The sequence below is a fragment of the Nocardioides szechwanensis genome, assembly GCF_900103935.1.
Lineage (GTDB): Bacteria > Actinomycetota > Actinomycetes > Propionibacteriales > Nocardioidaceae > Nocardioides > Nocardioides szechwanensis.
In genome coordinates this window covers 350871-371705 of sequence record NZ_FNIC01000004.1, presented here as the reverse complement: position 1 = coordinate 371705, position 20835 = coordinate 350871, and the positions used below count along the sequence as shown (strand labels likewise).

Sequence of the window (20835 nt, the reverse complement as noted above, 5' to 3'; positions counted from 1 at the left end):
TTCGTCCGGACAGATCTTTGCCCAAAGCCAGGCGGCCGGACCACCCCGTCCCCTACCGTGACCGTGGGTAGCACGTCGCCTGGGGGCGGCGTGGGGAGGGATCGTCGGTGACAGTCATGTCCACCGCCGCCGGCGCGAGCATGCTGGCGCACACAGTGCACTACGCCGTCGTGCTCGGCGGAGTGCTCGGGCTCGCACTGCTGCTGCTCCCGCATGCCCTCGAGCGCCTCCGCGTCGAGTCCGCACCCGCGCGCAGCGCCCACGAGGACCGGGTCCTCCGGCTGCGCGAGCTCGCCGCCGTCGGGCGGCTCGCCGAACCCGGCGCCACCCTGACCGCCGTCCGTCCGGTGCGGGAGGTGGCTCCCACACCCCGCGCGGCCCCGGCCGCCCTGCCCGTGGCGCTGGTCAGCAGCGCGGCCGCGGCCGGCGTCCACGCCGCCGTCGGGCCGGCGCACCTCACCGACCAGCCACTGGTCGGGATGTTCTTCCTGGCCTGCGCCGCCGCCCAGCTCGGCTGGAGCGCCCTGTTCCTGGCCCGCCCCGGCCGGGCCCTGCTCGAGGCCGGCGTCGTCGGCAACGCAGCGCTGGTCACCCTCTGGGCGCTCAGCCGCCTGAGCGGCAGCGAACCGGTCGGTCCGTGGGACCTCGCCGCCACCGGGTGGGAGATCGCGGTCGTGCTCGCGTGCGTTGCGCTGAAGGCGCCCGCGGGGCTGCGCACCGCGGGCTGGTTCGACTGGCCGGGCCTGGCCCGGGGCTGGACCGCCTGCTCGGTGCTGCTGCTCGCCCTGCTGTCCCTGAGCGGAGCGGGCGCATGAGCTGGCAGATCGCCATGGTGTGCAACGCCGGGATCGCGATGTCCTACCTGCTCATCTGCCTGGCGATCGTCATCCCGCTCGCCAAGAGCAACCAGCTGCGCACCAACCCGCTGGGCGCCGCCACGTCCGCGATCTTCCTCACCTGCGCGGTCCACCACGGCAGCCACGCGGTGCACATGCTGCTCCCGTCGCTGGGGATCAACGACGACCGGGGGCTCGCGATGCGCAACGCCTGGGGCTGGCCGCTGACGATCTGGGACTGCGTCGGGCTGATCGTCGCCCTCTACTACTGGACCCTGCGACGCAACTACTCCTCGCTGATGCAGGGAGCCCAGCTCTTCGAGGACCTGCGCAAGCGCGAGCAGCAGGCCCTGGAGCTCAACGACAGCGTGCTCCAGGGCATCGTCGTCGCGAAGATGGCGCTCGACCTGGACGACACCGCCAAGGCCAACGCCGCCCTGACGTCGTCGATCGCCTCCGCCAGCCGGATCATCACCAACCTGCTCGGGACCGAGGGCTTCAACATCGAGCTCCTGCGGTCCGCCCCGGCGGTGGTCGACCTCAGCGAGGCCCACTCCGACCGCCCCGACGCCCCGCCCGAAAGGCAGACACCATGAGCGCTCTCGCCGGCGGCCGGCCTCGCCGGGTCGTCATCATCGACGACACCCAGGACCTCCGCGAGCTGCTCAAGCTCGCACTGACCCGCGGCGGCTTCGACGTCGTCGCCGAGGCCGGCGACGGCCGCGAGGGGATCGAGGTCGTCCGCGAGACCCGCCCCGACGTCGTGCTGCTCGACCTGGCGATGCCGGTCATGGACGGGATCGAGGCGCTCCCGACGATCCGGCGACTGTGCCCCGCCGCCAAGATCGTGGTGCTCTCCGGCTTCGGCGCCCAGCAGATGTCGGCACGCGCCGTGGCCGCCGGCGCCGACGGCTACGTGCAGAAGGGCGCCCCGCTCAACACGATCCTCGACTACGTCCGCGACATCACCTCCGGCGGACCCCGCAAGCCGGCCCGCACCCTCTCGGTCGTGCCGAGCAGCGACCGCGCGGTCAAGGCCGAGACGCTGGAGGACCGCGGCGCCGACCGCGCCGCCTCCGTGAAGGGGTCCGGCGACCACGCCCACGTCTCGTCCTGGGAGGCGATGAACGTCGCGCCGTACGGCGTCATGGAGCTCGCCGACGAGCCGCTCTTCCGGATCGTCCACGCCAACGCGATGGCCGAGCGGCTGCTGGGCAAGGCGAAGACCGGGATGCCGCTGAGCATGGCGGCCCCCGAGCTCGCCCAGCTGGTCTCCTACCACCGGCTCGACGCCGACGCGTCCTTCGAGGTCGAGGTCGCCGGCGGCCGGGTCCGCGCGACGCTGCGGCGTACGGGCTGGTCGGTGCTGGTCTACCTCGACTCCGCCGCCGAGGACGTCGGCCTGCTGCGACGCGCGATCGCCACGACCGCGCACGAGATCCGCGGTCCCGTCGCGGTCATCTGCGGTATCGCGGAGACCATGGGCTGGGACTCCCAGCAGATCAACGACGAGCAGCGCGACCGGCTGATGGGGTCGGTGGCGCGGCAGGCGCGGATCCTCGACTCGATCACCGCGGACCTCCTGACCGCGGCCCAGATCCAGCGCGGCACCCTGCGGATCGACATGCAGGTGGTCGAGCCCCGCGCCGTGATCGAGGGCGCGATCGCCGACCGCTACGAGATCCCGGTGTTCGTCGACGACCCGCGCACGGTGCGCGCCGATCCGCTGCGTCTCGAGCAGATGCTGACCAACCTGCTGAGCAACGCCCACAAGTACGGCGAGGCGCCGTACTCCATCCACGTGCGCGCCGAGGGCGACTACACCTGCATCGACGTCATCGACCACGGCGAAGGCGTGCCCGAAGACTTCCGCGACCAGCTGTTCGAGGAGTTCGCGCGGGCCAACGACGCGGTCGCCAGCGGTACCGGCCTCGGCCTCTACGTCGTCCGCACGCTGGCGCACTCGCAGAACGGCGAGGTGACCTACAACCCGGGCGAGACCGAGGGCGCGGTCTTCACCATCAAGCTGCTCGCCTGCTAGTCCGCTAGTCCTCGTCGATCTCGGGAGGCACGGCGTGCTCGGGGAACGACGCGACGGCGAGGTGCTCCTCCTCGACCAGGCAGGTCCGGCAGAAGTCCTCACCGAACGGCGTGAGGTGGATGCTGCGCCGCACCACCTTGGCGAACTTCACCGAGTGCAGGGCGGCGAGGACGTCGGGCTGGGCCTCGACCACCTGGTACTCCATCGGATCGCGCAGCGACTCCCGGGAGAACCACACCAGGCCGAGGCGGAACAGGTTGTTGAGGTAGGCGGGCACGTGGTCGAGGTAGCGGCAGCCGGCCCGGGCGCCGATCATGGTCAGCCCCGGTGCGATCAGCTGGCTGTGGACCATGCCGGCCGGGCCACCGGTGCGCACGTCGACGCTCGGCTGCGGCCCGCCAGTGAGCAGCAGCATCAGGATCCGGGCCTCGTCGGGGGCGAGCTCGCCCAGGATCCGCTCGTAGGCGGGATGTCCCTCGTCGGTGTTCCACACGTCGCGCGACCTGCTCAGCAGGTCCTGGCCCATCTCCCGCAGGGTCTCCGCCTGGGACTTGGGCGGCTCGGCCCGGCCGTTGAGCCGGCCGTTGGTGCTGCCGTTGACCCGCTCGGCGGCGGCGATCAGCGCCTGGGCGACCGGCGTCCCGGTGGTGACCGACCGGGCGACCTCGCCGACGAGGTCGAGGGCCCGGCCGGCGTCGTGGACCAGCGCGGCCGCCTCTTCGGGGTCGGTGACGGCGCGACCGACCCGCTTCCACGACTGGAGCGAGGTGCGCACCCCCCACTCGGTGGTGTGCAGCGCGGCGTACGCCGCGACCCGGGCGAGGCCGGGCAGCCCGGGGTCGTGCTCGTCGTACTCAGTCATCCGCCCACTCCGAAGATCCACAGGTGCAGGAAACCGCCACCCAGCCCCATGATCGCGCCATGGGCGTAGAGCATCCACTCGTCCTCACGGATCGCGGCCCGCATCATCTCGACGAAGTCTCGCGGTGACAGCTCCTTGGTCCGGCGCGCGACCAGGTCGCGGATCTTCTCCGCCTGCCGGGCACTGAACACCGGGTCCTTGAACGGCGTCATGGTGTGGCCGACCGCCTCGGTGGCCACGGAGTCGCGGATCGTGTCGAACCGGTGGGCGCCGACCGCCACCCGCACGGCACCGCGGGCGGGGCCGGCCGCCTGGTCGATGGCCGGGCGCAGGGCGGTCGCGAGCATCTGGCGGGTCCGGTCGCCGCGCGGCCCGTCGAGCAGGAAGTCGCCGATCCGCTCGAGGGTGATCACGTCGTCGGCGATGATCCGGGCGTAGACCTCGGCGGCCTGGTCCTGCCGGCGCAGGAAGAGGCCGTGCACCGTGACGCCGAAGACCTTGCGCGGCTCGGGCGGCTCGAAGATCAGCCACATGCCCAGCGCGTTGGTGACCCATCCGACGATGACGCCCAGCACCGGCAGCAGCCACCACTGATGGGCGATGCTGTCGGCCAGCGCCACCGGGATGCCGAGCAGGAAGCCGAAGATGAAGCCGAACCGCACCATCAGGTTCAGCTCGCGCTGACCGAAGTCGCGGAAGATCCGCACCACCAGCGCGGGGTTCTCCTGGAAGTGGTCGATCACCATGATCTTGGGGTCGAGCAACTGGTCGATGTGGATCCCGATCTCGGTCGTGACCCGATTGACCACCGACGGCAGCTGCGCCTGGACCCGCTCCACGACGGCCTCACGCACCGAGAGCGGCAGGTCGAGCCAGAGCCGTGGGTGCTCGCGCCGCATCACCTCGTCGACGAGCTGGGGGATCTCGGGGCGGAACGTGGTGACGATGTGCTCGGCGATCCGGTCGGGCTCGAGCTGCTGGTAGAACTCCGCCGGCGTCCCGAGCTTGGCGATCGCCTTGTCGACGGCGATGCTGCCCATCTTGGCGGCGCGGGCGGGGATGATCCCCTGCCAGCCAATACCGCCCTGGAGCAGGCCGGGGACCTCCTGCAGCTTGCGCGGCAGCAGCGTCGCGAACTCGCGCATGCCGGGCACGGAGACGCCGTGGAAGCGCACCGGGCTGAAGAGCATCACCAGGCCGGACCAGTTGATCAGCCAGCCGATCACCCCGGTGAACACCGGGATGGTGACGAACGAGACCCAGTCGACCTGCGCCGCCCACTCCTGCAGCCAGTCCACCCGGCCCCCTTCGCTCGACCCTCGCGGGGCGGTCGACCGACACTAGACATTATCGGCGTCGCTGTAAAGGACGCGGGTCACGCCTGGGTCAGCGGGAGCGGCGCCAGACGACGACGGCCTGGCCGGCGTCGGGCTGGCGCAGGACCGGGAGCTTGTTGGGCGCGCCGTCGGTACGCCGGACCGTCGCGGCGTGGCGCAGCGCCTCGCGGGTCGCCTCGAGCTCGGCCACCAGCTCCTCGTTGCGCGAGGCCAGGGCGATCACGCGGTTCTCGAGCTCGAGGATGCGGCGTACGCCCTCGATGCCGATGCCGGCGGAGGTGAGGTCGGAGATCTCGCGGAGCCGGTCGAGGTCGCGGGCGGAGTAGCGGCGCCCGCCGCCGACGGTGCGGCCGGGGGTGATCAGCCCGAGCCGCTCGTAGGTGCGCAGCGTCTGCGGGTGGAGCCCGGTGAGCTCGGCCGCGACGCTGATCACGAACACCGCGGCGTCCGGGCCGGGTGCGGCGAACGGGTCGCGGCCGGCCATCAGGCGCCTGCCTCGAAGAGTCCGGCGCGCAGCGGCTTGCCGGCGGTGGCCTCGCGGTAGGCCTCGACCGCCTGGCGGGCGGCGTCGTCGAGGACCGCGGGGACCTGGACCTCGACGGTCGCGAGCAGGTCGCCGGTGGTGCCGTCGGCCTTGCTGGCCCCCTTGCCGCGCACCCGGAACGTGCGCCCGTTGGGGGTGCCGGCCGGGATCTTGAGGGTGACCGGCGCCCCCGAGAGCGTCGGCACCTTGATCTCGGCGCCGAGCGCGGCCTCGTCGAAGGAGACCGGCACGGTCAGCGTGAGGTTGTCGCCCTTGCGTCCGAAGAGCCGGTGCGGCGAGACCTTGACCACGACGAACAGGTCACCGGCCGGGCCGCCGTTCTCGCCCGCGGCGCCCTTGCCGCGCACCCGGATCCGCTGGCCGTCCTTGACGCCCGCGGGGATCCGCGCCTGGATCGAGCGCGCGGACAGGCCGCGGCCGTTGCCGTGGCAGGTGGGGCACTTCTCGTCGTAGACGAGCTGCCGGCCACCGCAGTTGGGGCAGGACTCGTTCATCGAGAAGCCGCCGCCGGTGGAGACCGTGACGTAGCCGGCGCCCTCGCACTCGGGGCACACCCGCGGACGGGTGCCCGCCTTGCCGCCGGTGCCGGAGCAGTCGGGGCAGGGCGCGTCGGAGGTCAGCCGCAGCGAGATCGTGACGCCGTCGATGGCGTCGGTGAAGCTGATCGTCGCCGTGGTCTCGACGTCGGCGCCCTTGCTGGGCCGCCGGACCTGCTGGGTACGCCGTCCCGCGCCGCCGCCGAACAGGTCACCGAACATGTCGCCGAAGCCACCGCCACCGCCGGCCCGGTCGCGCAGCAGGTCGTCCATGTTGAACCCGCCGCCACCACCGCCGCCGCCGCGGAATCCGCCACCGGAGCCGTAGAGCTCGCGCATCTCGTCGTACTTCTTGCGCTTCTCGGTGTCGCCCACGACGTCGTAGGCCTCGGCGACGGCCTTGAACTTCTCGTGCTTCTTCTCGTCGCCGGGGTGCGAGTCGGGGTGGTTGGCGCGCGCGAGCTTGCGGTAGGCCTTCTTGACCTCGTCGGCCGGGGCGTCCTTCTTGACTCCGAGCACCTGGTAGAAGTCCTTCTGGGCCCAGTCGGCCCGGAACCCGTCCTTGTCACTCATCGCGCACCTCCCCTCTCACTCCTCCGTGACAACCGGCTCTTCACCCGGCTGGACAACCGGCTGGACAACAGGATCGACCACGAGCACCTGCGCGGCGCGCACCACGCGGTTGCCGATCTTGTAGCCGGCCTTGGCGATCACCTTGCAGGTGGTCACCGAGACCTCCGGGTCCTCGCCGATGTGGGACAGCGCCTCGTGGACCGTGGGGTCGAACGGGTCGCCGACCGCACCGAAACGAGCCAGCCCCAGGCCGGACACGACCCGCTCGAGCTGCTCGGCGACGGCCTTGAAGCCGTCGTCGAGCGGCCCGTGCTCACGCGCCCGGTCGATGTTGTCGAGGACCTCGACGATCGGCGTGAGCGCGGCGTACGTCGCGTTCTCGCGGACCAGCTCCCGGTCACGTTCGACCCGGCGCTTGTAGTTGAGGTACTCGGCCTGGAGCCGCTGCAGGTCGGTGGTCAGCTCGGTGAGGTCCCGACGCGCCCGCGTGAGGTCGTCCTCGAACTCGACGTCACCGATCTCGCCGACCTCGCCGAGGTCGTCAGCCTGGACCCCGCTGGTGGGCTCCTCGGCGACCTCGGTCTCGGTGGGCATCTCGGACGCGGGGTCCGGTTGGGTCACTTGGCCCCTCCGTCGGCGGAGCCCTCGTCAGCGGGGGCCTCGTCTGCCTCGTCCACGATCTCGGCGTCGACGACGTCGTCGTCGGCCTCACCCGTGGCACCGGTGGCCCCGCCGGCAGCAGCCGACTCGGCCTCGGCGGCGGCGTACATCGCGGCCCCCATCTTCTGGCTGGACTCACCGAGCTTGCTGACCCCGGCGGTCAGCGTCTCGGGGGACGACTCGGCGTCCTCGAGCAGCACCTTGAGGGAGTCGACGTCGGCCTGGACCTCGGTCTTCACGTCCTCGGGGATCTTCTCGGCGTTCTCGGCGAGGAACTTCTCGGTCGTGTAGACGAGCTGGTCGGCCTGGTTGCGGACCTCGACGGTCTCGCGGCGCTTGGCGTCCTCCTCGGCGTACTGCTCAGCCTCCTTGACCATCCGGTCGATCTCGTCCTTCGACAGCGCGGAGCCGCCGGAGATCGTCATCGACTGCTCCTTGCCGGAGCCCTGGTCCTTGGCGGAGACGTGGACGATGCCGTTGGCGTCGATGTCGAAGGTGACCTCGATCTTCGGGATGCCCCGCGGCGCCGGCGGCAGGCCGGTGAGCTCGAAGTTGCCGAGCGGCTGGTTCTGGCCCCACATCTGGCGCTCGCCCTGGGCGACCTTGATCTCGACCGACGGCTGGTTGTCGTCGGCGGTCGTGAAGATCTCCGAGCGCTTGGTCGGGATCGTGGTGTTGCGCTCGATCAGGGTGGTCATGACGCCGCCCTTGGTCTCGATGCCGAGCGACAGCGGGGTGACGTCGAGGAGCAGGACGTCCTTGACCTCGCCCTTGAGCACGCCGGCCTGGAGCGCGGCACCGACCGCGACGACCTCGTCGGGGTTGACGCCCTTGTTGGGCTGCTTGCCACCGAGAAGCTCGGTGACCAGCTCGCCGACGGCGGGCATGCGGGTCGAGCCGCCCACGAGGACCACGTGGTCGATCTTGTCGATCGCGACGCCGCCGTCCTTGAGGACGTTCTTGAACGGCGACTTGGTGCGGTCGAGCAGGTCGGCGGTCATCTTCTGGAACTCGCTGCGGGTCAGCTTCTCCTCGAAGTGGAGGGGGCCGGACTCGCCGTGGGTGATGTAGGGCAGGTGGACCGTGGTCTCGCTCGAGGAGGACAGCTCGATCTTGGCCTTCTCGGCGGCCTCCTGGAGGCGCTGCTTGGCGATCTTGTCGGCCCCGAGGTCGACGCCGTTGTTGTCCTTGAACTTCTTGACCATCCACTCGACGACGCGGTTGTCCCAGTCGTCACCACCGAGGTGGTTGTCGCCGGAGGTCGCCTTGACCTCGACGACGCCCTCGCCGATCTCGAGCAGGGACACGTCGAACGTGCCGCCACCGAGGTCGAAGACGAGGATCGTCTGGTCGTCGCCCTTGTCGAGGCCGTAGGCCAGCGCGGCGGCGGTCGGCTCGTTGACGATGCGACTCACGTTGAGGCCCGCGATCTCGCCGGCCTCCTTGGTGGCCTGGCGCTGGGCGTCGGAGAAGTACGCCGGCACGGTGATCACCGCGTCGGTCACGGGCTCACCGAGGTAGGCCTCGGCGTCCCGCTTGAGCTTCTGGAGGACGAACGCGCTGATCTGCTGCGGCGTGAAGTCCTTGTCGTCGATCTTCTGCTTCCAGTCGGTGCCCATGTGGCGCTTGACGGAGCGGATCGTGCGGTCGACGTTGGTGACCGCCTGACGCTTGGCGACCTCGCCGACGAGGACCTCGCCGGACTTCGCGAACGCGACGACGGACGGGGTGGTGCGAGCGCCCTCGGCGTTGGCGATGACCGTGGGCTCGCCACCCTCGAGGACGGCGACGACGCTGTTGGTCGTCCCCAGGTCGATACCGACAGCACGTGCCATTTCGGGTTACCTCCGTGTAGGTGATTCAGGTGATGAACCCAAGTCTCGCAAACAAGTTGAGTGCGATCAACTCAAGTTCGTTCAGTCGGTTCAACGGAGGGTGCGGGGCGGTTGTTCCCGCTCAGCGTCACCAGTTGCGGGTCGTGTGCCTGAGCGTGCGCTGGGCCGCACCCTGAGGCACACGACCCTGTCGATGAGCGGCGGGCAGGCACACTGGCGGGCATGAGGCGTGCGACGGCAGCGGCGGCAGCAGCCACCCTGGCCCTGATCGCCGCGTGCAGCTCCCCCTCGGACACGACGGCAGACCCGGCGCCGAACCCCAGGCCCACCCAGGCGCAGTCCCCGAGCGAGCCAGCCCCGACCCCGACGCCACCGCCCGAGCCGCCCCGGGTCACCCCCGACGATGCGCGGGTGCGGACGGCGATGGACGCCGTACGCCACCTCGCGCTCGAGATCGGCCCACGGCCGGGCACCACGAAGGCCTACTTCGAGGCGGCGGCGTGGGTCGAGCGGCAGCTCACCGGGAGCGGGTGGAGCGTGGAGCGGCAGCGCTTCCCCACCCCGGCCGGCTACTCCTGGAACGCACCGGTCGAGGCCGGCCCGTCGGTCAACCTGATCGCCACACAGGGCGAGCTCCAGCCGGGCGAGCCCTGGCTGGCCGTCGGTGCCCACCTCGACACGGTCCCCCTGGCGCCCGGCGCCGAGGACAACGCGTCGGGCATCGGCGTCCTGCTCGCGGTGGCCGAGGCGCTGCAGGACACCCGCAGCAGGCTCCCCGTCGTCCTGGTCGCCTTCGGCTCCGAGGAGCCCCGGGGCGAGGGCGACGCGCACCACCACTACGGCTCCCGGGCCTACGTCGCCTCGCTGACGCCGCAGCAGCGACAGTCGCTGCGCGGCATGGTCTCGATGGACCGTGTCGGGGTCGGCGACGTGCTCCCGGTCGGTACGCCGGCCGACGGGCCCACCGCCCTCACCGACGCCCTGGTCGAGGCGGCCCGCAGCGCCGGCGTCGAGACGGTGCTCGACACCGGCCAGGACTCCAGCGACCACTGGTCGTTCGTGCGCGACGGCCTACCCGGCGCCCGCCTCGGCGGCACGTCGTACGGCGCCTACCACTCGGCCGCCGACCTGCCGGCCGTCGTCAACCGCGCGCAGCTCGAGCGCACCGCCCGCACGGTGCTGGCCTGGCTCAGGTGACCGGGACTCAGGACGCCCACGGACCGCGGCTGCTGCTCCACAGGTCGTCCAGGATCGCCGAGCCGGCGTCACCGCGGGCGACGCGCGGCGCGAAGGCCTCGGTGTCCATCCGGTAGGGCACGAACCGCACGGCCTTGAGCTCCTTGCCCCAGAACGTGGCCTCGAGCAGGACGCCCTCGAGGGTCTGCTCCATGTAGTCCATGTCGAAGACGAAGTTGCCGAGGGAGTGCACGACGGGCACGCCGTCGACGGCCTCGACGCCCTGGACCCAGTGCGGGTGGCCGCCCACCACGAGGTCGGCGCCGGCGGCGACGAGGCGGCGGGCCACGTCGCGCTGGACCTGCCAGGGCTCGTGCACGTACTGCTCACCCCAGTGCGGGAGGACCACGACCACGTCGGCCAGTCCGTCGTACTCACTCACCAGGTCGGCCACGTGGTCCAGGTCGCTGCGCACCAGCGGGCCAGTGCGCGGCGGCATCCGCACCGAGAGGGCGCCGGGCCGCTCGGGCGTCGCCTGCGGGGTCTCGCCGATCGCGTTGAAGCCGAGAAAGGCGAAGCTCACGCCGTCGCGGGTCAGCACCGCCGCCCGGCCCGCGGACGCCAGGTCGCGGCCCGCTCCGAAGCCCTGCAGACTGCTCGACCTCAGGGTGCGCACGGTCTCGAGCAGCGCCACCTCGCCGTAGTCGCCGACGTGGTTGTTGGCCAGCGACACCGCGTCGAAGCCGGCCGCGCGCAGCACCGGGACCAGCGCCGGCGTCCCCCCGAACGAGTCGCCACCCTGGGTCGGCTCGCCGTCCCGCGACAGGGTGCTCTCGAGGTTGCCGACCGTCAGGTCGGCGCCGCGCAGCCGCTGTGCCAGCGGCGCGAGGGCCGCGGCCGGGTCCGGCACCCGGCGCACCAGCATCACGTCGCCGGCCACCGTCAGGTCGACCGTCCCGGCGGCGTCCCGGACGGGGTCGTAGCCGTCGACCCGGGCCGCCATCACGGTCGGGCCCACGGCCGAGACGGGTACGACGGCCAGGGTGCCCGCGTCGCGCTCGACGGCGCGGACCAGTCGGGCCGGCGCGCGACCGGTCAGCACCCGGAAGCCTCGCCACCGGCTGACCTCGCCGGCCAGCAGCCGCTGCGACTGGGCCCCCGTCAGGTCGAGCTGCGGCACGGTGGCGTGGCCGATGACGACCAGCGGCTCCTCCGGTCGTGGGACAGCGGGCGGCGAAGGCTCGAGGACGCTGGGCACCAGGCTCTCCCGGGGGGCGACCGGCGACTCGGTGCTGTCGGTGCACGCGGCGAGGCCGAGCACCGCCGCCGCGACCGCCACGACCGCGCCGGCGCGCCGGCTCACCGCTGGCGCCAGAGGGCGAGCGCGATGTCGACGATCCCGACCCGCGGGAGGTCGGCGACCTCGGCGAGCGGGAACCAGCGGGCCTCGTCGGTCGTGCCGTCGACCTCGTGGGTCAGCTCACCGCCCACGACCGTCGCCGCGTAGACGACGCGCACGGCCTTCATCGGCCGGTCGGTGTCGGACAACCGCCGCTCCACCGGGATGACGTGGGAGTCCACGCCCAGCAGCCGGTCCAGCACCACGTCGTACCCGGTCTCCTCGCGCACCTCCCGGACCGCACCCGCCTCGGCGGTCTCCTCGAAGTCGACGCCGCCACCCGGCAGCGCCCACCGCCCCTCCTCCGCCTCGTTCCAGAGCGCGAGGAGCACCCGCTCGTCGTCGTCCACGACCACGGCGTAGGCGGCGAGGCGGGTGTCGTAGTCGGTGAACTCCATCGGCCCATCATGGAATACCTGAGCACCGGGCGGGTTACAGGCCCCTATGACCGTTCCCACGATCACCCTCAACGACCAGACCTCCATCCCCCAGCTCGGCTTCGGCGTATTCCAGGTGCCGGCGGCGCAGACCGCGGCCACCGTGGGGACCGCGCTCGACATCGGCTACCGCCACATCGACACCGCGCAGATGTACGGCAACGAGGAGGGCGTCGGCCAGGCGATCGCCTCCTCCGGCATCCCGCGCGACGAGCTGTACGTCACGACCAAGCTCGACAACGGCAACCACCGGCCCGACGACGTACGGCGCAGCTTCGACGAGTCGCTGGCCCGCCTCGGCCTCGACCACGTCGACCTGTTCCTCATCCACTGGCCGCTGCCCACGTCGTACGACGGCGACTACGTGTCGACCTGGAAGGCCATGACCGAGCTCCGGGCCGAGGGCCGCGCCCGGTCGGTGGGGGTCTCCAACTTCCACGCCGAGCACCTCGACCGGATCATCGGCGAGACCGGCGAGATCCCGGCCGTGAACCAGATCGAGGCGCATCCCTACCTCGCCAACGACGACGTGCGCGCCGCCTCCCACGCGCACGGCATCACCGTCGAGGCGTGGTCGCCGATCGCGCGCGGCAAGGTCAACGACGACGAGGTCATCCAGCGGATCGCCAAGCGCCACGGCAAGACCCCCTCGCAGGTCACGCTGCGCTGGCACCTCGAGCGTCGCGACGTGGTCTTCCCCAAGTCCATGCGCGAGGAGCGGATGCGCGAGAACTTCGACATCTTCGACTTCCAGCTCTCACCGGTCGAGGTCGCCGAGATCACCGCGCTCGACCGGGGTGAGGCCGGCCGGATCGGACCCAACCCCGAGACCCTGGGCTGAGCGACCGGGTCAGCCCTGCGCTAGCCGGTCGGCCAGCGCGGTGGCCGACTCCTCGGTGAGGTCGGCGGCGATCTGGAGGCGTCCGTCCGCGATCGGGGCCTGGACCAGCGGCGCGGTCACGACGCGGCCGTCGACCACCACCGCGACCTGGAGCCGGCTCACGGCGAGCTCGGCGGTGAGGTCGGCGAACGTGCGGGTGGCCTCGGCGTCGAGGTCGAGGGTCACCACCCAGGCCTCCTTACCCTCGGGGATGCCGGCGGAGGCCGACTCGATCCCGCCGACGATGCGGGCCGGCTCCAGGCTGTACTTCACGCCGGCGTCGTCGCACGTGGCCAGCGGCTCGTCCGCCGCCACCTCCGCGGGGGCCGCGTCGCAGTCGAGGTTGTCGAACTGCTGCAAGACCTGCGAGTCGGGCGGCGGCTCGAGGTCGGTCGCGAGCACCACGCGGAGCTCGACCGGGGATGCCGGCGCGACGCTGCTCGACACGTCGGGCGCCTCAGCGCGGTCCGGCTCGTCGTCGCCGCACCCGGCCAGCCCACCGAGGCAGACGGCCAGCACGCCGGCGAGCAGCGGACGGACTCGTGTCATGTCGCCGATGGTGTCACGCCCCGAGCGCGCGACCCCAGGCCTCCAGCAGGTGCGCCAACCGCGATCGTTCGAGGTCGCTGAACGACGCGAGCAGCAGGTGCTCGTTGGCCATGTGCTTCTCGAAGACGTCGTCCACCAGCGTCCGGCCGCGCTCGGTGAGCCGCACCCGGCGACCGCGTCCGTCCGCCGCACTGGTCCGGCGCGACACCAGCCCCGCGCCCTCGAGCCGGTCGAGGCGCTTGGTGACCGCTCCCGAGGTCACCATCGTGGTCTCGGCGATCTGGCCGGGCGACAGCTCGTACGGCGCACCGGAACGCCGCAGGGCGGCCAGCACGTCGAAGTCGCCGTCGGAGAGCCCGGCCGCGGCGAAGACCGGACGCAGCTCCTCGTCCAGCTGGATCGCCAGCCGGTGCAGCCGGCCGATGATGCCCTGCGGCGAGACGTCGACGTCGGGGCGCTCGACGGCCCACTGCGCCATGATCCGGCCGACGTGGTCGAGCTCCTGCTGCCCTGACATGGGATGGAATATATCTGACTCGGAAGATATTATCTCTTCCATGGAAACTATCTCCCGGCGAGCGCTGCTGATCACCGCTGTCGCCCCCGTCGCCTGGGGTACGACGTACCTCGTCACCGCCGAGCTTCTGCCGCCAGACCGGCCGCTCTTCTCGTCGGTCGTCCGCGCCCTGCCGGCCGGACTGCTGATCCTGGCCTTCCGCCGCCGGCTCCCGCGCGGCGACTGGTGGTGGCGCGCCACGCTGCTGGGGCTGTGCAACATCGGGCTCTTCTTCCCGCTGCTCTTCCTGGCCGCGTACGAGCTGCCCGGCGGCCTGGCCTCGACCCTCCAGGCCACGTCGCCGCTCGCCGTGATGGCGCTTGCCTGGCTGGTGATCCGCGAGCGGGCCGGCGCCGTCCGCGTCGGCGCCGCGCTCGTGGGTCTGGTCGGCGTCGCCCTGCTCCTGGCCCGGGCCCCCGGCGAGGTCTCGGTCCTGGGACTGGTCGCCGCGTTCGCCTCGGTCCTGGTCTCGGCACTCGGCTTCGTCCTCGTCAAGCGGTGGCCGGCGCCGGTCGACATGCGCACGCTCGTGTCCTGGCAGCTCGTGGTCGGCGGCCTGGCCCTGGTGCCCGTGGCGCTGGTCGTCGAGGGGGCTCCCCCCGCGATCGACGTCGACGCCGCCACCGGGTTCGTATGGCTGGCCGGCGTCGGCACCGTGCTCGCCTACGTCTGCTGGTTCCACGGCCTGGCGATGCTGCCCGCCGGTGCGGTGTCGCTGGTCGGGCTCCTCAACCCCGTCGTCGGCACGTCCCTGGGCGTCCTGGTCGCCGGCGAGCTGTTCGGCTGGACGCAGGCGCTGGGGATGCTGCTCGTGCTCGGTGGCGTGGTGGCCGGGCAGGCCGGCGCCCGACGGCGTCAGGGAGAATCAGGCGGGTGCAACCGCGCCCCCCGGCTCCCCCGACCTTCCGTCTCCGCGACGTCGCCCTCACTGCCTACGCCCCTGCGATCGTCAGCTCCTCCGGCCACGGTGCGGTGATGCCCGTCCTCGCGCTCCGCGCGAGGGACCTGGGAGCCGACGTCAGCACGGCCGCCCTGGTGGTCGCCCTGCTGGGCGTCGGCATGCTGCTCGGCTCGCTGCCGGCCGGTGCGGTCGTCGCCCGCATCGGCGAGCCCCGCACCCTGGCCATCGCGGGGGTGGTCGAGGCGGTCGCGATGCTCAGCGCCGCAGCCAGTACGTCGGTCGCGTTGCTGGCGACGGCGGCGATGCTGAGCGGGATGAGCTGGACCGCGTTCCTGATCGCCCGCCAGGGCTTCATGATCGACGCGGTGCCGCTCAGCCACCGCGCCCGCGCGCTGGCCGCGCTGGGCGGCTCGCACCGGGTCGGGATCCTGATCGGCCCGCTGCTCGGCGCCGGGCTGATCCACCTCTACGACCTGCGCGCGGCCTTCGTGCTGGCCGCCGGGCTCTCCCTCGTCGCCGCCCTGATGGCCCGGCTGATGCCGGACCTGGGGTCGGAGGGCCGCGCCGAGCAGGGCGCGGCCGGGCACGCCAGCGTGTGGTCCGTCCTCGCCGCCCACCGCGCCACCCTGCTCACGCTCGGCCTGGCGGTCGTGGTGATCTCCGCGTCCCGGTCGGTGCGCAACGGGCTGCTGCCGCTCTGGGCCGAGCACATCGGGCTGTCCCCCAGCGACACCTCGCTGATCTTCGCCTTGGCCGCCGCCGTCGACATCGCCTTCTTCTTCCCCGGCGGCTGGCTCATGGACCACTACGGGCGGACCGTCGTCGCGGTCCCCGTCGTACTGACCACCGCGGCCGGCTGCCTGGTCCTCCCCCTGGCCACGTCGATCTGGGGGCTGGCGGCGGTCGTCGCCCTGATCGCGCTCGGCAACGGCCTGGGCTCCGGGATCGTGATGACCCTGGGCGCGGACGCGGCGCCGGCCATGGGTCGTTCGCAGTTCCTGGGCGGCTGGCGCCTGTGCGGCGACATCGGCAACTCCGGTGGGCCGCTGCTGGTGGCGGCGGTCGCCGTCGCGGCGCCGCTGGCCACGGCCAGCGTGGTGATCGGCCTGCTCGGGCTCGCGGGCACCGCGTGGGTGGGCTACTGGACCCGGCGCGCCGACCTCAGCAGGGTCAGCCGGGTCAGCTGATCGTCACCCGGATCTCGTTGGACGCCTCACCGGTGTCGGTGTCGACCACGCGGAACCGGTTCTTGCCGGTCTGGCTGGTCTGGATGTAGGTCGTGAACGTCTCGTTGCTGACCGACGCGGTCACCGGGAACTCGCCCCAGGCGCCGCCCTCCCACTGCTGCACCTGGAGGATCGCGCCCTCGCCGCCCGGGTAGGTGCCGGTGAGGTAGATCCGCTCCATCGAGCCGACCTCGGTCTGGTCGGCCGACAGCGCGATCTTGGTCTCCGGCTCGGCCTCGGAGGTCTCGTCGGTCGGCAGCGAGCTGACCGGGCCCTCCGGGTCGGGCTCGAGCGTGATCAGGGGGCCGGACTCCGACTGGGTCGGCTCCGGCTTCGGCAGGTACATCGACTCCTCGCTGGTGGTGGAGGTGTCGGTGGCCTCGGTGTCGCCACCGATGCCCAGCACGCGGGTCGCGGCCAGCGCGCCGCCGCCCAGGATGAGCCCGACGGTGACGGCGACCGCCACCAGCGCGATCAGGCCGGTCAGCACGGGGTGACCGTCGCCGGAGCCTCGCGTCGGTCGGTCGTCTTCCTCGGCCACGTCTCTGCTCCCTGGGCTTGGTGCGTTCGCCCCATTGTCGAGGACAGGGTCAAACCGACCAAACGCCCGGCCCGGCGCCGAGGCCCACCCAGGGACCGAGGGTCAGCGCGGCTCGAGGACGACCACGGGGATCACGCGGTCGGTGCACTGCTGGTAGACCTCGAAGTCGGCGTACAGCTCGACCAGCTTGGGCCACAGCTCGGCGCGCTCCTCGGGCGAGGCGGTGTGCGCGCGCACGGCCCGCTTCTCGGTCCGGATCTGGACCGTCGTGTCGGGGTTGGCGACCAGGTTGGGGTACCACTGCGGGTTCTTCGGCAGCCCGCCCTGGGACGCGACCACGACCACGTTGCGGCCGTCGACGAGGTAGAGCAGCGGCGTCACGAACCGGGTGCCCGACTTGCGGCCCACGTGCTCGAGCAGCAGCGTCGGCACCGGCTTGCGGAACCCCGCGCCGATGCGCCACTTGCTGCCGATCCGGCCGCCGGTCAGCTTGAAGACGCGCACCTGCGCCCGGGCCATGTACTTGATGACCTTGGCCGTCGTCGGGTTGGCCAGCGCCTTCTTGCGCTTCTCCAGCTCCTCGGGCGTCATCTGCGTGGCCACAGGCTCAGATCCCTCGCTTCCAGACGACCTCTTCGAACAGTCGCACGCTGCGCCAACCGTCCGCCGTACGCGCCAGGGTGTGATGGTAGATCCCGCCGAACTCCACGATCTTCTCGCCCCCGGCGCCGTCATCCATGGGCATCGGGTTGTGGAAGTACGCCGAACAGCTGGCCTCGTCACCGTCGATGCGGATGTCGAGCTGGCCCAGCGTGTGCATCCGCTTGGGGAAGAAGGCCGGCAGCATCTCGGCCAGCCACGGCTTCACCTCGGGGTACGCCGCCGCGATGCCGCCCGACTGCGTGTAGTCGATCTGCGCGTCGGGGGCGAACACGGTGTCGAGCCAGTCCCACTCCCCGGTGTCGATCGCGCGGGTGTAGCGCGTCAGCAGGTCGGTGATCTCGGCCCGGTCGGAGAGCGTCTGAAGGTCCACAGGCTCAACTCTGGCAGAAAACTGAAACACGTTCTAGTCTTGCGCCCATGCGATTCACCTACGCCGAAGCGATGACCCAGGCGAAGTTCTACGCTCCGCTCGCCCAGGCGGCCGAGGCCGCCGGCTACACCAGCATGACCGTGGCCGACAGCCTGATCTACCCCAAGGACTCCGACTCCAAGTACCCCTACACCGACACCGGCGACCGCGCCTTCCTCGACGGCAAGGAGTTCATCGAGACGATGGTGCTCTGCGCGCACCTCTTCGCGGTGACCACGACGCTGCGGCTCACGCCGTTCGTGCTGAAGCTCCCGGTGCGCCCCCCGGTCCTGGTCGCCAAGCAGGCCTCGTCGCTGGCGTTCCTCTCCGTCAACCGGCTCGGCCTCGGCGTCGGCATCTCCCCGTGGCCCGAGGACTTCGCCAACCTCGGCGTCGACTGGGCCAAGCGCGGCAAGCGCATGGACGAGTGCATGGACATCCTGCGCGGGCTCACCACCGGTGAGTTCTTCGGCTACGACGGCGAGTTCTACCAGGTCGACGAGCTCAAGCAGTGCCCCGGCGCCAGCGAGAAGATCCCGCTGCTGGTCGGCGGCCACGTCGACAACGCGCTACGCCGCGCCGTGCTGAAGGGCGACGGCTGGATGCACGCCGGCGGCGACGGCGAGGAGCTCGACCGGCTGCTCACCCGCCTCGCCGAGATCCGCAAGGAGGAAGGCGACACCCGCGACGACTTCGAGGTGCACGTGATCTCCTACGACGCCTACGACCTCGACGGCATCAAGCGCCTCGAGGACAAGGGCGTCACCGACTGCATCGTGGGCTTCCGGGTGCCCTACATCATGGGCGCGGACCCCGAGCCCCTCCAGGACAAGATCGACAACCTCAACAAGTACGCCGACCAGATCATCGCCAAGGCCAACGAATGACTGTGACTGGGTCACTCGGGCTGACCAAGCCCCTCCAGGACGCGATTGCCGAAGCCGAAGAGCTCATCGCCAACGCGCCGTTCATCCGCACCGAGCAGGACCGGCTCGAGGGCTACGACTACCTGGCCGGGCGGATCCGGATGGCCATGCAGATGGCCTTCGACTACGACCTCGACCGGCCGCTGTTCATCAACCCCACGCACCAGTTCTCCCGGCAGGGGCTGGACAACCCGGACGCGGTCTACTTCAACGCCTACCTGCGCGAGGGTGTCGAGTACGTCGTACGCGGGTGCCGCGGCACCAGCGCGGACCTGTCCTTCCAGGTGATGGCCGGCACCTACAGCGCCGACTCGGCGGCCACGTCGCTGATGGCCTTCGACGACCGTGAGCTCGACATCGCGCCGGACGGCACGTTCGAGTTCACCTACGTCGCGGAGCCCGGCGCCAAGACCATGATCGTGCGCGAGGTCTTCAACGACTGGGACACCGAGCTGCGCGGCACGCTGACGATCGAGCGCCCGGACACGATGGGCAGACCGGCCAAGCCGTTGACCGCGGACCTGCTGCGCAAGAAGTACGAGGTGGCCGCGCGCAGCCTGGTCGGCAGCATCCAGACGTGGTTCGCCTTCCCCCAGTTCTTCCAGTACAAGGAGCCGGTCAACACCCTGACCGCACCGCAGTCGACGCCGGGCGGCCTGGCGTCGCAGCGCTCGTCGATCGGCCACTACGAGCTCGCCGAGGACGAGGCGATGATCGTGTCGGTGCCGGTGTGCACCGACTGCAGCTACCAGGCGATCCAGATCGGCTCCGACTGGTACGCCTCGACCGACTACGAGACCCACCAGACCTCGCTCACCAAAGCCCAGGCGGTCACCGACCCCGACGGCGTGATGCGCTTCGTGATCTCCGAGGGCAACCCCGGGATCGCCAACTGGCTCGAGACGACGGGCCACCGCACCGGCTCGATGATGCTGCGCTGGCAGCGCCTCGAGCGCGACCTGACCCAGGACGCCGACGGCCCGACCATCCAGGTCGTCAAGCTCGCCGACGTCCCCGACCTGCTCCCGCACTTCACCCCCATCACCACCGAGGAGTACGCCGAGCGCATCGCCGCGCGACAGCGCTCCGTAGCCCGAAGGATGATCTCTTGAGCGAGCTTGGATACGCCGAGGCACACGACACCTCGATCGAGGAGCGCTACACCCCCGTAGCCCTGCTGAAGGGCAAGGTCATCGTCATCTCCGGCATCGGACCCGGCCTCGGCCGGTCGCTGGCCGAGGAGGCCGCCAAGATGGGCGCCGACCTGGTGATCGCGAGCCGCACCGAGTCGCGGCTGCTCGAGCTCCAGGCGGAGCTCGAGGGCCACGGCGGGAAGGTCGTGGCCGTGGTCACCGACGTGACCGACGAGGACTCGCGGGTCAACCTGCGCGACAAGACCCTCGAGGCGTTCGGCCGCGTCGACTGCGTCATCAACAACGCGTTCACGATCCCGCCGATGGACCCCATCACCCAGATCAGCCCGCGCAAGCTGGCGAAGGTCAACGAGACAAACGTCTTCGCCCCGCTGCGGCTCTCGGCGCTGTTCGCCGACGCGCTCTCGGAGAGCAAGGGCTCGCTGATCATGCTCAACTCGTGCGTCTCGTTCTCCTCGCAGCCCGAGTACGCCGGCTACAAGCTGTCCAAGGGCGCGCTCGAGCACCTGGCCTCGTCGCTCGCGACCGAGCTGGGGCCGCGCGGCATCCGGGTCAACAGCGTGGCGCCGTCCTACATCTACGAGGACGTCAACCGCGGCTACTTCGACTTCCTCGCGGCTGTCGAGGAGAAGACCCATGAGGAGATCTACGCCGACAAGGCCGGGCCCACCGACCTCAAGCGCCTCGCCTCCTCCGAGGAGGTCGCCCGCGCGACACTGTTCCTCGCCAGCGACCTGGCCTCCGCCGTCACCGGCCAGATGCTGACCGTCGACTGCGGCGAGTTCCACAGCTGA

Annotated in this window: 23 protein-coding genes; 10 read left to right on the top strand and 13 right to left on the bottom strand. The window is 71.4% G+C overall.

Annotated features, from left to right (window positions below; genetic code table 11):
• The first annotated feature begins 107 nt into the window (after nt 1–107).
• From BLR90_RS12435 to BLR90_RS12425, 3 genes are read left to right on the top strand one after another with little or no spacing between them, the layout of a single operon-like run.
• Nucleotides 108–815: a hypothetical protein gene (locus BLR90_RS12435; RefSeq protein ID WP_143016204.1), complete on the top strand. Its 708-nt coding sequence runs from the start codon at nt 108–110 to the stop codon at nt 813–815.
• Nucleotides 812–1432, top strand: a complete 621-nt coding sequence (locus BLR90_RS12430) for a hypothetical protein (RefSeq protein ID WP_091025520.1) — start codon at nt 812–814, stop codon at nt 1430–1432. The genes BLR90_RS12435 and BLR90_RS12430 overlap by 4 nt, the downstream gene beginning before the upstream one ends.
• The gene (locus tag BLR90_RS12425; protein ID WP_091025519.1) at nt 1429–2877 is read left to right on the top strand and encodes an ATP-binding response regulator; all 1449 of its coding nucleotides are present in this window, start codon (nt 1429–1431) and stop codon (nt 2875–2877) included. The genes BLR90_RS12430 and BLR90_RS12425 overlap by 4 nt, the downstream gene beginning before the upstream one ends.
• 4 nt (nt 2878–2881) lie before the next feature.
• Here BLR90_RS12425 and BLR90_RS21280 read toward each other — a convergent pair whose 3' ends face one another.
• The 6 genes from BLR90_RS21280 to dnaK form a co-directional block, all read right to left on the bottom strand.
• Nucleotides 2882–3739 (bottom strand): Abi-alpha family protein, encoded by an 858-nt coding sequence (locus tag BLR90_RS21280; protein WP_091025518.1) that lies wholly within the window; start codon nt 3737–3739, stop codon nt 2882–2884.
• Entirely contained in the window at nt 3736–5037 is a 1302-nt protein-coding gene (locus BLR90_RS12415) for a DUF445 domain-containing protein (RefSeq protein WP_091025517.1), read from the bottom strand. The genes BLR90_RS21280 and BLR90_RS12415 overlap by 4 nt, the downstream gene beginning before the upstream one ends.
• Before the next feature lie 88 nt (nt 5038–5125).
• Nucleotides 5126–5560, bottom strand: a complete 435-nt coding sequence (locus BLR90_RS12410) for a heat shock protein transcriptional repressor HspR (RefSeq protein WP_091025516.1) — start codon at nt 5558–5560, stop codon at nt 5126–5128.
• Nucleotides 5560–6729, bottom strand: coding sequence for a molecular chaperone DnaJ (dnaJ, locus tag BLR90_RS12405; RefSeq protein ID WP_091025515.1), 1170 nt, complete (start codon nt 6727–6729; stop codon nt 5560–5562). Before dnaJ ends, BLR90_RS12410 begins: the two co-directional genes overlap by 1 nt.
• Before the next feature lie 15 nt (nt 6730–6744).
• Complete coding sequence (grpE, locus tag BLR90_RS12400) at nt 6745–7350, bottom strand: nucleotide exchange factor GrpE (RefSeq protein WP_245715280.1); 606 nt, start codon at nt 7348–7350, stop codon at nt 6745–6747.
• Nucleotides 7347–9224: a molecular chaperone DnaK gene (gene dnaK / locus BLR90_RS12395; protein WP_091025514.1), complete on the bottom strand. Its 1878-nt coding sequence runs from the start codon at nt 9222–9224 to the stop codon at nt 7347–7349. The genes grpE and dnaK overlap by 4 nt, the downstream gene beginning before the upstream one ends.
• 222 nt (nt 9225–9446) lie before the next feature.
• Here dnaK and BLR90_RS12390 point away from each other — a divergent pair, with 222 nt between their 5' ends.
• Entirely contained in the window at nt 9447–10421 is a 975-nt protein-coding gene (locus tag BLR90_RS12390; RefSeq protein WP_091025513.1) for a M28 family metallopeptidase, read from the top strand.
• 7 nt (nt 10422–10428) lie between these two features.
• On the opposite strand, the gene BLR90_RS12385 is transcribed toward BLR90_RS12390, so the two are convergent.
• Nucleotides 10429–11763 (bottom strand): CapA family protein, encoded by a 1335-nt coding sequence (locus BLR90_RS12385; protein WP_091025512.1) that lies wholly within the window; start codon nt 11761–11763, stop codon nt 10429–10431.
• Nucleotides 11760–12197, bottom strand: a complete 438-nt coding sequence (locus BLR90_RS12380; RefSeq protein WP_091025511.1) for an NUDIX hydrolase — start codon at nt 12195–12197, stop codon at nt 11760–11762. Before BLR90_RS12380 ends, BLR90_RS12385 begins: the two co-directional genes overlap by 4 nt.
• Nucleotides 12198–12243: 46 nt before the next feature.
• Here BLR90_RS12380 and BLR90_RS12375 point away from each other — a divergent pair, with 46 nt between their 5' ends.
• On the top strand, nt 12244–13077 hold the full coding sequence (locus BLR90_RS12375; protein ID WP_091025510.1) for an aldo/keto reductase: 834 nt from the start codon (nt 12244–12246) through the stop codon (nt 13075–13077).
• 9 nt (nt 13078–13086) lie between these two features.
• Here BLR90_RS12375 and BLR90_RS12370 read toward each other — a convergent pair whose 3' ends face one another.
• Together BLR90_RS12370 and BLR90_RS12365 are read right to left on the bottom strand one after the other, a co-directional pair.
• Nucleotides 13087–13665: a SecDF P1 head subdomain-containing protein gene (locus tag BLR90_RS12370; protein ID WP_091025509.1), complete on the bottom strand. Its 579-nt coding sequence runs from the start codon at nt 13663–13665 to the stop codon at nt 13087–13089.
• A gap of 13 nt (nt 13666–13678) precedes the next feature.
• The gene (locus tag BLR90_RS12365; protein WP_091025508.1) at nt 13679–14182 is read right to left on the bottom strand and encodes a MarR family winged helix-turn-helix transcriptional regulator; all 504 of its coding nucleotides are present in this window, start codon (nt 14180–14182) and stop codon (nt 13679–13681) included.
• Between the two features lie 40 nt (nt 14183–14222).
• Here BLR90_RS12365 and BLR90_RS21275 point away from each other — a divergent pair, with 40 nt between their 5' ends.
• Together BLR90_RS21275 and BLR90_RS12355 are read left to right on the top strand one after the other, a co-directional pair.
• Entirely contained in the window at nt 14223–15197 is a 975-nt protein-coding gene (locus tag BLR90_RS21275; protein WP_245715279.1) for an EamA family transporter, read from the top strand.
• The gene (locus BLR90_RS12355) at nt 15197–16309 is read left to right on the top strand and encodes an MFS transporter (protein ID WP_218029413.1); all 1113 of its coding nucleotides are present in this window, start codon (nt 15197–15199) and stop codon (nt 16307–16309) included. Before BLR90_RS21275 ends, BLR90_RS12355 begins: the two co-directional genes overlap by 1 nt.
• Here the strand turns inward: BLR90_RS12355 and BLR90_RS12350 are convergent.
• The 3 genes from BLR90_RS12350 to BLR90_RS12340 form a co-directional block, all read right to left on the bottom strand.
• On the bottom strand, nt 16302–16889 hold the full coding sequence (locus BLR90_RS12350) for a hypothetical protein (protein WP_091025505.1): 588 nt from the start codon (nt 16887–16889) through the stop codon (nt 16302–16304). The two genes, BLR90_RS12355 and BLR90_RS12350, sit on opposite strands and share 8 nt — an antisense overlap.
• Before the next feature lie 102 nt (nt 16890–16991).
• Nucleotides 16992–17492, bottom strand: coding sequence for a nitroreductase family deazaflavin-dependent oxidoreductase (locus tag BLR90_RS12345; protein ID WP_245715278.1), 501 nt, complete (start codon nt 17490–17492; stop codon nt 16992–16994).
• A 4-nt stretch (nt 17493–17496) separates the two neighbouring features.
• Nucleotides 17497–17922, bottom strand: coding sequence for a nuclear transport factor 2 family protein (locus BLR90_RS12340; RefSeq protein ID WP_091025504.1), 426 nt, complete (start codon nt 17920–17922; stop codon nt 17497–17499).
• A gap of 47 nt (nt 17923–17969) precedes the next feature.
• Here BLR90_RS12340 and BLR90_RS12335 point away from each other — a divergent pair, with 47 nt between their 5' ends.
• From BLR90_RS12335 to BLR90_RS12325, 3 genes are read left to right on the top strand one after another with little or no spacing between them, the layout of a single operon-like run.
• A complete protein-coding gene (locus BLR90_RS12335) occupies nt 17970–18848 on the top strand; it encodes a TIGR03619 family F420-dependent LLM class oxidoreductase (protein WP_091025503.1) in 879 nt (292 codons plus the stop codon).
• Nucleotides 18849–18850: 2 nt separating this feature from the next.
• Nucleotides 18851–19999, top strand: a complete 1149-nt coding sequence (locus BLR90_RS12330; RefSeq protein WP_245715277.1) for a hypothetical protein — start codon at nt 18851–18853, stop codon at nt 19997–19999.
• Nucleotides 19996–20835: an SDR family oxidoreductase gene (locus BLR90_RS12325; protein WP_091025501.1), complete on the top strand. Its 840-nt coding sequence runs from the start codon at nt 19996–19998 to the stop codon at nt 20833–20835. Before BLR90_RS12330 ends, BLR90_RS12325 begins: the two co-directional genes overlap by 4 nt.

Coding starts and splice junctions, on each gene's coding strand:
- BLR90_RS12430 (WP_091025520.1), top strand. CDS start 812: ATGAGCTGGCAGATCGCCATGGTGTGCAACGCCGGGATCGCGATGTCC.
- BLR90_RS12425 (WP_091025519.1), top strand. CDS start 1,429: ATGAGCGCTCTCGCCGGCGGCCGGCCTCGCCGGGTCGTCATCATCGAC.
- BLR90_RS21280 (WP_091025518.1), bottom strand. CDS start 3,739: ATGACTGAGTACGACGAGCACGACCCCGGGCTGCCCGGCCTCGCCCGG.
- BLR90_RS12410 (WP_091025516.1), bottom strand. CDS start 5,560: ATGGCCGGCCGCGACCCGTTCGCCGCACCCGGCCCGGACGCCGCGGTG.
- dnaJ (WP_091025515.1), bottom strand. CDS start 6,729: ATGAGTGACAAGGACGGGTTCCGGGCCGACTGGGCCCAGAAGGACTTC.
- dnaK (WP_091025514.1), bottom strand. CDS start 9,224: ATGGCACGTGCTGTCGGTATCGACCTGGGGACGACCAACAGCGTCGTC.
- BLR90_RS12390 (WP_091025513.1), top strand. CDS start 9,447: ATGAGGCGTGCGACGGCAGCGGCGGCAGCAGCCACCCTGGCCCTGATC.
- BLR90_RS12380 (WP_091025511.1), bottom strand. CDS start 12,197: ATGGAGTTCACCGACTACGACACCCGCCTCGCCGCCTACGCCGTGGTC.
- BLR90_RS12375 (WP_091025510.1), top strand. CDS start 12,244: ATGACCGTTCCCACGATCACCCTCAACGACCAGACCTCCATCCCCCAG.
- BLR90_RS12370 (WP_091025509.1), bottom strand. CDS start 13,665: ATGACACGAGTCCGTCCGCTGCTCGCCGGCGTGCTGGCCGTCTGCCTC.
- BLR90_RS12365 (WP_091025508.1), bottom strand. CDS start 14,182: ATGTCAGGGCAGCAGGAGCTCGACCACGTCGGCCGGATCATGGCGCAG.
- BLR90_RS21275 (WP_245715279.1), top strand. CDS start 14,223: ATGGAAACTATCTCCCGGCGAGCGCTGCTGATCACCGCTGTCGCCCCC.
- BLR90_RS12355 (WP_218029413.1), top strand. CDS start 15,197: ATGCCCGTCCTCGCGCTCCGCGCGAGGGACCTGGGAGCCGACGTCAGC.
- BLR90_RS12335 (WP_091025503.1), top strand. CDS start 17,970: ATGCGATTCACCTACGCCGAAGCGATGACCCAGGCGAAGTTCTACGCT.